We start from the raw sequence: 12035 nt of genomic DNA, 5'->3' as shown, positions 1-12035 counted from the left end.
AATCCTTACAAATTGTAAGCCTTACACATTGTCTAATATCTCGGTAAACCACTTTTCTAGTGCGATAATTATTTTTTTCATTTTTTCTTCCGATGGTCCACTAAAACCCAACACAAAGCCAAATCGACCGTCATGATACTGTTTGTGAGCAAAATGCTCAGACAAGGTAGAAAGAAGAATATCGTTCTTGGCAATGTCGTGGGCAATCCTCTGATCTAAAACAGCCTCTGTGCGAATCAAAGAAACAAATTCGGGTTTAATTTCAATCAAGACATGCATACCGCCGCGTGGTTTTTTCCAATCAAACCACCTCGCTAAATGCGCCTCTAATAAAATTAACAGCGCATCACGCTTGAGCCGATAATGCCGACGCATACGATTCAAATGGCGGTCGAAATGCCCTTGCAGCATAAAATCCGCCACCGCTGGCTGTATGGGCAAAGACGCGGATGACCCTAACTCTCGTTGGCTTTGCTGTAAGACCGGCACATGTACCACTGGTGCGACAATAAACCCCAACCTTAAGCCGCGAAACAGCACTTTTGAGAAGCTGCCCACAAAGAAAACCCGATCTTTAGCCTGATCATGAACACTCACTGTTTGCATAAATGGCACATTACTCCGACCTTGATACACAAACTCATTATCATAATCGTCTTCGATCAACCACCAGCGTGCATTCGTCATTTGCATCGCTTGAATCCACCGCTGACGACGAACTGAGCTGATGCTCACACCAAGTGGGTATTGTCGATTTGGTGTCATTACCGCCACATTCGAAACAGTGTCACTCGCGGGCAGGCACGGACCTTCTTCGTCAATAAGCAGCGCTCCGGTTTGTTCATGCGAACGAATGGCCTCGCGGATGGGCGGATAAGTGGGTTCTTCCGTCCACCACTTAATAGTTTGAGCTCCTACGCTATCATCTGAATCCGTCTCTGAACGAGCCAATAGCGTGATTGCATGTTGCAGGAGCAGCAATGAATCACGAGCGCCCGCCGTCACAATCACTTGCTCAGCCACACACTCAAGACCACGAACGCGATACAAATAGTCAACAATGGCTTCTTTTAAGTCTGGGTATCCGGTCAAATAACCACCTTGCAACACGGTTAAGTCTGGATTTAACCAACTTCGCCGCATGCTTGCTGCCCACTCCTTGGTTGGAAACACGGACACATCAACACCCGAATCAAATGCCAACGTTCCCAAGTGCTTCTGAGTAGATGGAACAGAAGAACCCTGCATTCTCTTCAAGCGATTACTCACCATCGGCAACGCCGCAACGAACACTCCGCGCTTTTCTTCACTGGTTAAAATGCCTTCTGCAATTAACTGGTCATAAGCCCGTGATGTGGTACTCCGTGACACGCCTAACGATCCAGCCAAAAAACGAGAAGAGGGCAGTTTGTCACCCACAGACAATTCTCCCGATACCACGCCCTGCTGAATTTGCCTCATCAGTTGTTGGTAATAGGGTGCTCCGCTTTCATCCAATGAAAAACGTAAACTAGCAATCGCATGCTTCATAACTGGCCTGTTTTTTTATATCTATTCTGGCTATTTTTAAAGAGGCCAGCCTTCTCTATTCTGTTGTTATATAGACACGAATCAACAATGACAAGGATTTAGAGTATGAGCGATTCTCTCGAAACAGCGTTAAGTAAAGTGAAGCGTGGGCCAAACCGCGCTCAATACGACAAAGAAACCGCGTTTAATATTATGGATGCTTCATTAATGTGTCATGTTGGTCAAACGAAAGACGGACAAGTCTTTGTCACGCCAACGTGCCATTGGCGCGATGGCGACTACTTCTACTGGCACGCTCATTCCAAAGCGCGTAACGTCAAAGGCCCAATCGACGAACCAGAAAAGGTGTGCATCAATATTTCCCAATTGGATGGTTTGGTCATGGCGCGCTCAGCGATGCACCATTCGGTCAACTATCGCTCCGTAACTTTATTTGGTATTCCAGAACTGATTGATGATAAAGAAGAAAAGGTTCGTCAATTTAAACTATTTTTAGACAAAGTTAGCCCCGGCCGCTGGGAGACATTACGACCCGTCAATGACATAGAGATAAAAGCCACAGGCTTAGTACGAATCAAAATAGAAGAAGCGTCAATCAAGATGCGAGCAGAACCACCGATTGATGATCCAGAAGACAACGATTGGCCTGTTTGGGCTGGCGTCATTCCGTTAGACAAAAAATGGGCGGAGGCAGAGCAAGATCCGATTCAAACAAAAGATTTCGCCTTACCAACCAATCCAAACGCCTGCTGATCTTTTATTCATAAAACAACGTCATCAACCGACATTGCATAAAATTTGATTGGTTAACCAGAGTCGCCCTGCGGCTCATGGTGCCACATCATTTCCCCTTCAAATTAAGCCCGCTCTCGCCAAATCGAATAAACCCATTTTTTATGCACCATTTGTGCACATTGCAGTGGTTTTTGCCTTGCGGTTTTCAATAAATTCGCTAATCTTGCAAACTTTTTTAAGCTTCGACGCGTTTCTTAGGGTGCTTTTTATCAAAATGCATTCCTATCATTCAACCCACGAACAATAAAACAATCGATATTATCGAATTAAGGGAGAGCCTTACATGGCCGCCATCATAGACTTTTTAAATACGATTTTCTGGAGCTACATCCTCATTTATGGCCTCCTAGCGGTGGGAGTATATTTCACATTGCGTTTAGGCTTTATCCAAATCCGCCGTTTTCCAGAGTTTATCCGCACCGTTCTTAAAGCACCGCAATCAGACCGTGGTGGTATCTCTCCTTTTCAAGCGCTTTGTACGAGCCTTGCCTCCCGAGTTGGAACCGGCAACATGACTGGTGTAGCAGTCGCTTTATTTTTAGGAGGACCTGGTGCGATTTTTTGGATGTGGGTTGTTGCTGTAATTGGCATGGCGACGGCTTACGCAGAAAGCACTCTTGCACAGCTTTATAAAATGCGCGACCAAAATGGCCAGCTTCGTGGCGGCCCTGCGTTTTATATCAGCAAAGGGTTAAAAGCCCCTTGGGCTGGCGCGGTTTTCTCTCTGGCGCTTATTTTAGCCTTTGGCTTAGTCTTCAATGCGGTGCAAGCAAATTCAATTGCGGGGGCTATGGAAGGCGCGTTTGGGATTGATACCAACGTAACAGGTTTGGTGATCATGGCATTGGCAGCGATTGTGATCTTCGGCGGTATCAAGAAAATTGCACGCTTTGCCGAAATCGTCGTGCCATTTATGGCCGTGCTGTATCTTTTGGTCGCGTTATACGTGATTTTCATGAATATCGAAGAAGTTCCTGCTGCGTTCGCGTTAATATTTAAAAGCGCATTTGGTATCGAACAAGCCGCTGGCGGTGTGTTAGGTGCGATGCTTAACGGCATTAAACGCGGTTTGTTCTCGAACGAAGCCGGCATGGGCTCGGCGCCAAACATCGCTGCCGTGGCCACACCCAACCCTCACCATCCATCATCACAGGGTATGGTTCAATCATTGGGTGTGTTCATTGACACCATTCTAATTTGTACCGCAACCGCCTTGATGATTCTACTTTCTGGTGCGTTAGGGAACGGTCAAACAGGTATCGCCTTGACTCAAACCGCATTGACAACACACATCGGCAGCGCAGGGCAGTATTTTGTTGCGGTTGCTATTTTCTTCTTCGCGTTCACCTCCATCATAGGTAACTACAGTTACGCAGAAAATGCACTGACGTACCTTAAATGGGCAAACAAACCGGGGATTTTCATTCTGCGTATTTTGGCACTCGCAATGATTCCATGGGGCGCATACGAAAGCGTGGCAATGGTATTTAATGTTGCCGACGCAGCAATGGGCTTAATGGCGACCATTAACCTGATTGCGATCATGATGTTGTCTGGAACCGTGGTGAAGTTAACAAAAGACTATTTTTCTCAACTTAAAACCCATACACCGGTTTTCAACTCAGACGACTACCCAGAAGTACGAGATGACATTGATCTAACCGTTTGGGACGAAAAACCTCAGAAATAGAGGGGTTCATCTAACGCTCGATCGACACTCAATAAAAAACCGCTAACCTTTTTGATTAGCGGTTTTTTTCATCTCAACATTGTCTGTCGAACCTACATTTTATCAACAATTTTTTGCGCTAATTTATGCAAAAATGGCCCTGCAATGAACGCGACAACCCCAGCCACAGGCCAAGCAAGAAACCACGCATGCATCCAAAAAGATAAAAACTCCGGATCTAAGCCGATGTTCAAATAGGTAATCCACGCCGACATGATCAACGTGAGCGTAAAGGACATAAGCAAAGCAAAAATGAATCTGTGTTTCACGTAACCATCCTATATATCAGTTTTTATTAATATAAGATTAGCAAACATCCATACCAGTAACATAACGATATTTAACAAACACGGGGTTATTCACCGTGCACCAAGCTTATTGGCGAACACCTTAGTCTAAAAATGAAAACTTGGTTACACTAACCAAAACATCAACTCTCTTTATCCGATATTCCCAAAGGACAAGCATGGAAAACTTAATCTGGTGGCAATATGCCTTAATTGGCGCCATTTTTATTTGGAGCGGTTTTGTCCGCAGTGGCTTAGGATTTGGCGGTGCCGTACTCGCTTTACCATTCCTATTACTAGTGAAAAACGACCCATTATTATTCTTACCGATCATTTCCGTGCATTTACTCGTATTTTCGAGCTGGATTGCTTGGCAAGGAGCGAAAAAGACCAAACAGCAAGCCATCCTCGCAGCAGAGCGAGGTGAAGCGCCGAAAGAAGAGCAGGGCAACATTGCATGGGGTTACTTGAAAAAAGCCCTCGGCATCATGATTGTGCCCAAACTGATTGGCGTATTTGGTTTATTAACCTTACCGGGCAACATCGTCACCGGCGTGATTTTTATCATCGTCTCCATATTCGCTGTGTCTTATATTCTCAATAAACCGTTTTACACCAACAACAAATTCCTCGACACCATCTTCCTTATGCTCGGCGGCTACGTCAGCGGCACCTCCTTAATCGGCGCGCCGCTCATCGTCTCCGTCTTCGCCACCAAAGTACCGCGTCACCAACTTCGCGATACCTTGTTTGTGCTCTGGTTCATTCTCGTAATGATCAAAATGGTGTCTTTCCTCATCGCTGGCATCGACCTACAACTTATTCATCAGCTTTGGTTATTACCATGCGCTTTACTGGGCCATGTGTTTGGGCAAAAGCTCTACAACCGCATTCAAAAAGCCGAAACACCCGTCTTCTTCCAATTCGTCGGCTGGGCGCTCCTCATCGTTTGCGGGTTTGGTTTGTATTCGACGTTCATGCTTTGAGGTTATTGGGTATTGCAGCTCAGCCATAGCCCGTGAAAGCATTGTTTTTTTTGTAGGTCGGGATTTATCCCGACAACAATACATTGTTGTCCTAAAGGCATAACCTACAAAATCTAGTCATTTACACCAAGTGTATATTAGTATTTTTGAAGACGTTTTAATTCCTCTCTTTCTCCATAGAAGAATTCTGTAACATCAAGATCAGCTCCAATTTCGTCCTTCCATTTATAGAGTAGTTCGGTTGTGACGCTTTAGCCTGTATACGATCAGGAAGGCAAACATGCATAATAAAGCAGAGGTAATCAATATATAATGGAAGCCCCCATATAAATAGAGGACACCGTAAGATAGTGCAGCGACCATTGTTCCTCCATATGCTACCGCACTGTATATGCCAATGAGCCTTACTCGTTGACGATAATCGAGCTTGCTGAGAATGGACACGAGGCAATTTAAGGCAATCTGGTTAATTAGCCCCCAAAATGCACATCCAATTAGTAAGCTCCAATAGTGATTTGATAAAATCAATAATAACAAGTAGATTCCACATACTAATAATAGAGTGGGGGATATAACCTCCCATGAGTCTCTTTTATCAATAAATTTTCCTAAAAACATTCCAGCAACACCAAACCCAAATCCATAAGATAAAACAACCATACCAGCATATACTACGGAGTAGAGTAACTTCTGTTGTATATAGCTTCCCAAAAATGTGTAGGTTCCATAAAAGCTAACCATGTACAAAAAAGTTATAATAAATATGGGTTTTGCCATTGGAACTTGAAAGGCAGACTTTAGGGAGGTAACGGTAGAAGAACTTTCTTTAGAAGGAAGTAGAGAATATCCTAATGTAGATATAGATGACAATATGAAAACAAAAAAATAGGAATATCGCCAAGATAGTAATTCTGAAATAAAGGCACTTAATGGAACCCCAGCAACCATAGCTAATGACCAGCCAGAAATAACTTTTCCTAACGTTGCAGACTCTTTTCCCTTTGGTGCAATAATAGCTGTCATCGAATACAAGGTTGGAAGTAAAACTCCCGCACTTAACCCAGTTATAATTTGTGCTACCACAAGCATGATCCAGTTTGTTGCAAGACCTGTAATTAATATCCCAATAGAAAGTATTGTTCCTGTGAGGAGTAGAGTTGATTTCGAACCTATACGTTGTGGAAGGCCAGTTAAAAATAACCCTCCTAAAGCCATTGCTCCACCGTACGCAGATATAGACCAAGCAATTTTTGTAACATCTGTATTAAGAGATTGAGCAATATTGCTCAAAATTGGACTCATTAAAAAAGCATTTGATCCAATTATACTAACACCGACTAGTAAAATAATTGTTTGAAATAAAAATAGATTTTTTTGCTTAAACATATTAAATCTCACCAAAAATAGATTGAACTATATGACCTTTTTGAATTAGGTACTAAATGTTTCCATCATTATGTATTGACACGATTTTTTTGAAGGTTCATCCTTAATGGTGATTAGATCCGCGATATAACTTGTGAAACATATCCAATTTTACTTTCCAAGTATTATTGCATTATCATTTGTTTAACCGCTTCAATTTTTAAATCTTCGATATAACGTTTTCCACTCATAATTCATCTCATGTTTACCTATTATTATATAACTATGAGATGTCTACAAAAGTGGACCCATAACACCAATGAAAAATCTATTTTTTACAAATCTCAAATCTATGGGTTCGTTTTAATCATAATATTAATGGTTTAAACTCAAACCTATTAAACAGTATTAACGTGGATTAACAAGGGATGGAATTCATATGGACTCAAAAACGAATAATATTAGGCCAGATAGAGCCGAAAGGGTTAAGTTAGATAAGATTGACCGGAAATTATTAAGGCTGCTTGCTAAAGATTCGGATAAAACGTATTCAGAGCTTAGTGAATTGGTTTTTCTCTCTCCGCCGGCAGTGCATGAGAGAGTGCAAAAACTTAGAAGAAATGGTGTGATAAAGGGAACTCATGCAGTTTTAGATGGACCTAGCCTAGGGTGCTCGTTATTAAGTTTTCTGCATGTTGAAGCAGAAGGTTCTGTTAGGATGGATATGCTAAATGAGTTTTATTCGATTGCAGACGTTGAAGAAATACATTCGGTCGCAGGTGAAACGAATATTATATTTAAAGTCCGAACTAGGGATTCAATTGATTTGGAAAAGCTGATCGAAAAGGTTCAACTAGTTGATGGTGTTAAGAAAGTTAAATGCTTTGTTGTTCTTAGCTCTAAACTTGAACGTGGCCCTCAACCAGAAATGGATGATCTTTCTTAGCTATTTAACGCCATTCCAGTGCTCGGCTCTGAATAGAAAACGATCTCTACTATTTCCAATTTATATATTCGCGATTGAAGTTCAAAACGCCACCATCAACACTCAAGAGAATAGTCTCTGGTTTTGCCAAGTGAAATGCAGATTCATGGTATCGATACAATTTTCGTCTGTGGATTTGGCTTGTACTCGACGTTTATGCTTTGAGGTTATTGGCTTTAGTTTGTCACTTGCGGCCAACTCAGTCACAAAATCAACCTCTAGCAGATAATTGTGCGAGATATTGATCTTGTGACTACTTGTTGAAATGAGAAAGTTTAGTAGGCCGGATGAATCGAGGCACGAGATGTAATCCGGCATTACCACACATAAAAAGACACATGACACAAAATTCTTCGGGCAAACCAACGCCGGATTACAGTCGTTCCTCCCTCATCCGGCCTACAAATAAATCAATGACGAGGCGTTGGTCTTTGTTGTCTTGATAAGCGCGGCTGAGCGGCTAACTAAGCTCGCGAGGATTCAGTCAGTTGATCAACCAAGTAGACGATGGATTGATACTCAATGCCGCTGTGCTCTGATAAACCAATCTCGCAGGTGCGGCTGTTTGAATAACCCACTTCACAGCCTTCTACTGCTTTGGCTAAGGTCTTTAAAGCGCTGGCGTTAAGTTCGGGTGTCGAGAAGCCTTTGTCGCCCGCAAAGCCACAGCAGGTAATGTCTGGCGGAATCACGACTTCATCGGCAAGTTGATGTGCCAATTGCACGAAGCTGTCGGCAAGTCCCATGCGAGTTGTGCTACAGGTAACATGAAGCGCTATTTTGCCGAGCTTTTCTTTCACCCTTAGATTGGGCATCACATGCGTTGATAGAAAGCCCACTTGTTCGTGTAATTCTAAGCGAGGATCCAGGCTTTCCTTCATACGTAGCAAGCAAGGACTCACGTCACAAACAATAGGTATGCGGCCATTGTCGCTCGCGGCTAACAATAAACTATTGAGATCATTGGCTTTTTGGTTCGCCGCTTCGAATTGGCCTTTCGACTCAAAGGCCATACCACAACATTGGCTGTCGACATTATTAGGTACAATGATGTTGTAACCGGATTTTTCAAGTACAGAAAACATCACCGCCATTACTGAACGTTTGTCTTCTGCATTGGGTCCTGCGCCCATGACACGCGTTGCGCAACTTGGGAAATAAACCACTTCTTTCAGTGTATCAGTATTTTTTGAATCGCTACATTCAACGGTTGGAATCAAGCCCGCCGGTTTCGGCATTTGATTGTGCCATTTAGGCACTACACCGCCAGACACTTTATTCAAAGCGCCCGTCGCCATGCCCATACCTTTGTTACCCAAAATATTACGCGCGCCATTCGCTACCATTAATCCAAGCTTAGCGGTTTTGGTGACACCTTCAAAATGATCCGCGACCCAATAGCCGACTTTACTGTCTGGGTTTCTGTCGTGTCGTAGCTCTCTCGTTAAATCACCCGTGTTGATGCCAACAGGGCATTGAGTAGAACACAAACCACACGCAGCACAGGTGTCTATCGATTGATAATCATAGTCTTTTTGCAATCTCGCCAAGCGTTCTAGATCTTTCCCAGAAGCCCGTAAACTCTGAATCTCACGCCAGATAACAATACGTTGGCGAGGACTTAAAGTTAGCGATTTAGAAGGGCAAACGGGTTCACAGAAACCACACTCAATACAGGTATCAACCTTGTCATTTGCCTTTGGCATAGGTTTCAAATTTTCCACATGCAAGTTGGCATTGTGGGAAAGAATCACATCGGGATTCAGCAAGCTTTGCGGGTCAAACGCCCGTTTGATTTCCCACATAATGTCATAGGCTTCTTTGCCCCATTCCAGTTCCACATAAGGCGCCATGTTTCGGCCTGTGCCGTGCTCTGCTTTCAGAGAACCTTGGTACTTCACCGCAACTAATTGCGCGACGTCATCCATCAACGCGGCATAGCGACTCACTTCTTTCGGATCATCAAAGCCTTGTGTGAAAACGAAATGTAAATTGCCTTCTAAAGCATGACCGAACAAAATCGCTTCGCTGTAACCGTGTTTTTGAAACACGCCTTGCAGCTCTACAACACCTTCTGCTAACTGCTCGACCGGAAAGGCGACGTCTTCAATAATTACGGTTGTGCCGACTGGGCGCACAGCACCAACGGCTGGAAACAAGCCTTTGCGGATTTTCCAATAAGAATCATAAATAACTTTGTCTTGAGTGAAATCGATGTCGTTGATGGCTTTCAATCCACCTAAAGCGTGAGTAACAGCCTCAAGGTTTGCAGACAATTCCTCCGCCGTTGCTGCCCGAACATCCACCAATAACCCCGTTGCTTGCGAACCTAAAGAAGACAAAATTTCCGGCATGCCCGGTTTGCCTTCTACGGCTTTTAATCCTGCACGGTCAATGAGTTCCACAGCCGACACTGGCGCGCTTTTCAACGCAGTTACCGCTCTGCACGCCAGTTCCATATCGTTAAAGAAGATCATCGCGGCGGCTTTGATGGGATGATCCAATACAGTTTCATAGGTCACTTCGCTGATAAAACCAAGCGTGCCTTCTGAGCCAACCATCAAATGCAGCAGAATGTCGAACGGATTTTCGAAATCGATCAAGCTGTTTAAACTGTATCCTGTGGTGTTTTTTAAACGATATTTGTGTCTAATTTTATCGGCCAGTTTGGTATTGTCTTTCACGCTCTTAGACAAGCGTGTCAGTGTATCTAGTAAATCTGCATGGCGATTACCAAACGCCAAACGGCTGGCGTCATCAGCAGTGTCTAACATTGAACCATCGGCGAAAATTAAACGCGCACTTTGAATCGTGTGATAACTGTTTTGCGCCGTACCACAGCACATGCCGCTGGCGTTATTCGCCGCGATGCCACCAATCATACATGCATTGATGGACGCGGGATCTGGACCGATTTTTCGTTGAAACGGCGCGAGTATTTGGTTGGCTCGCGCGCCAATAATACCGGGCTGAAGAGAAACACTATGGCCATGTTGATGAATTTTATAGCCTTTCCACTGATCGGATAATTGCATCAAGATGGAATCTGTTACCGCTTGCCCCGACAAGCTAGTCCCCGCGGCACGGAACGTCACAGGTAGATTGCGCTTTCTGGCTTCTTTTAACACCAACTGCACGTCATCTTCGTTGTCTACCCGCACCACGAGTTGCGGAATTAATCGATAGAAACTAGCATCCGTCCCGTACGCTAAGGTTCGAAGTGGATCTTGGATCAATCGAGACTCATCAATCGCGCCGTTTTTAGCGTCTTTCAAGGCAAGGTATAGATCACGGTATTGCGCTGCTTTATAAGCAAGCGAATCATTAGCAGTTGAGGCAGAGTTCATCAGACATTCCACGGCGAATAGCCTATTTCTTATTATCAAACAATAAATGCTAGACAAATTGGTAAGACCAATTTACCTTCTGAATACAAGGAACATTAAGAAGCTAGAGAAACTTTGTCAACTACTAGTTTAGACTACATTTCGTGCATTTTAGCGACAATATCAATTGGTTTTACCACTTTTCAAGTTATACACAGAAGTCTTTGAAGAAACTATTTTTAGGAAAATTCATGGAAAACAATCAATTTGGTCGCGTTAAACAACCTAAAATCTCCGACATCATAATGAAAGAACTCGAAAGCATGATCGTAGAAGGCAGTTTCACGGCGGGGCAAAAACTTCCAGCAGAGCGTGAACTGGCCGCACGATTTGACGTGTCGCGTCCGTCGTTACGAGAAGCCATTCAAAAGCTGATCGCTCGCGGCGTATTATTCAGTCGTCATGGCGACGGCACTTATGTGTCTGAACAACTCGGCAGTTCTTTTGCCGATCCGCTGCAAGATTTACTCTGCGCCCACGACGAGTTCTTGTACGACCAATTGGAATTTCGCGATGCGCTAGAAAGTCTTGCCGCTTATTACGCCGCATTGCGCAGTACCGACGCCGATAAAACCAAACTCACACAGTGCTTTACTCAGCTGGTAGAAGCCAACCAAAACCAAGCTTTCGCGCTGGAAGCCAAGCTCGACGTAGAGTTTCACATGATCATTGCCGAAGCAGCCCATAATGTGGTCTTGTTGCACACGCTACGCAGTCTGCACGCGGTGTTGGCAAAAAGCATTTCGAGTAATTTAAAGAATTTATTCGAGAAAAAAGCCGCACGGCAGCGTGTTATGGAACAGCACACTCACCTTTATCAAGCCATCATGGAAGGTAAAGCAGAAGAGGCGAGAGCCGCCGCTCACACGCACTTGGTATTTGTGGAAGATAATTTACTTAAAATGCGCCAAGAGGAAACACGGATACAGCGCTCGCTACGAAGAAACGAGCACCAAAATCCGCGTTGATAGG

At 43.9% G+C, this 12035-nt stretch carries 9 protein-coding genes; 5 read left to right on the top strand and 4 right to left on the bottom strand.

Features of this window, described 5'->3' with window-relative positions; translation table 11 throughout:
* Positions 1-21: 21 nt before the first annotated feature.
* Complete coding sequence (gene pdxR, locus MP3633_RS00385) at positions 22-1530, bottom strand: MocR-like pyridoxine biosynthesis transcription factor PdxR (RefSeq protein WP_176334009.1); 1509 nt, start codon at positions 1528-1530, stop codon at positions 22-24.
* A 105-nt stretch (positions 1531-1635) separates the two neighbouring features.
* Here pdxR and MP3633_RS00380 point away from each other — a divergent pair, with 105 nt between their 5' ends.
* Together MP3633_RS00380 and MP3633_RS00375 are read left to right on the top strand one after the other, a co-directional pair.
* Positions 1636-2283 (top strand): pyridoxamine 5'-phosphate oxidase family protein, encoded by a 648-nt coding sequence (locus tag MP3633_RS00380; RefSeq protein ID WP_176334008.1) that lies wholly within the window; start codon positions 1636-1638, stop codon positions 2281-2283.
* 325 nt (positions 2284-2608) lie between these two features.
* Positions 2609-4015: an alanine/glycine:cation symporter family protein gene (locus tag MP3633_RS00375; RefSeq protein WP_176334007.1), complete on the top strand. Its 1407-nt coding sequence runs from the start codon at positions 2609-2611 to the stop codon at positions 4013-4015.
* A gap of 92 nt (positions 4016-4107) precedes the next feature.
* Here MP3633_RS00375 and MP3633_RS00370 read toward each other — a convergent pair whose 3' ends face one another.
* On the bottom strand, positions 4108-4323 hold the full coding sequence (locus tag MP3633_RS00370; protein WP_176334006.1) for a DUF2798 domain-containing protein: 216 nt from the start codon (positions 4321-4323) through the stop codon (positions 4108-4110).
* Positions 4324-4520: 197 nt separating this feature from the next.
* Here MP3633_RS00370 and MP3633_RS00365 point away from each other — a divergent pair, with 197 nt between their 5' ends.
* The gene (locus MP3633_RS00365; protein ID WP_176334005.1) at positions 4521-5327 is read left to right on the top strand and encodes a sulfite exporter TauE/SafE family protein; all 807 of its coding nucleotides are present in this window, start codon (positions 4521-4523) and stop codon (positions 5325-5327) included.
* Positions 5328-5552: 225 nt separating this feature from the next.
* Here the strand turns inward: MP3633_RS00365 and MP3633_RS00360 are convergent, their stop codons facing one another.
* Positions 5553-6713, bottom strand: a complete 1161-nt coding sequence (locus MP3633_RS00360) for an MFS transporter (RefSeq protein ID WP_176334004.1) — start codon at positions 6711-6713, stop codon at positions 5553-5555.
* A gap of 418 nt (positions 6714-7131) precedes the next feature.
* Between MP3633_RS00360 and MP3633_RS00355 the strand changes: the two genes are divergently transcribed.
* Positions 7132-7638, top strand: a complete 507-nt coding sequence (locus tag MP3633_RS00355) for an Lrp/AsnC family transcriptional regulator (protein WP_176334003.1) — start codon at positions 7132-7134, stop codon at positions 7636-7638.
* 503 nt (positions 7639-8141) lie between these two features.
* On the opposite strand, the gene MP3633_RS00350 is transcribed toward MP3633_RS00355, so the two are convergent.
* Entirely contained in the window at positions 8142-11024 is a 2883-nt protein-coding gene (locus MP3633_RS00350; protein WP_176334002.1) for an FAD-binding and (Fe-S)-binding domain-containing protein, read from the bottom strand.
* Between the two features lie 230 nt (positions 11025-11254).
* Between MP3633_RS00350 and MP3633_RS00345 the strand changes: the two genes are divergently transcribed.
* A complete protein-coding gene (locus MP3633_RS00345) occupies positions 11255-12031 on the top strand; it encodes an FCD domain-containing protein (protein WP_176334001.1) in 777 nt (258 codons plus the stop codon).
* The last annotated feature ends 4 nt before the right edge of the window (positions 12032-12035 follow it).

The organism is Marinomonas primoryensis, assembly GCF_013372285.1.
GTDB classification, from domain to species: Bacteria; Pseudomonadota; Gammaproteobacteria; order Pseudomonadales; family Marinomonadaceae; genus Marinomonas; species Marinomonas primoryensis.
The sequence above is the reverse complement of the archived record's forward strand: the minus strand, read 5'-3'. Positions and strand labels throughout refer to the sequence as shown.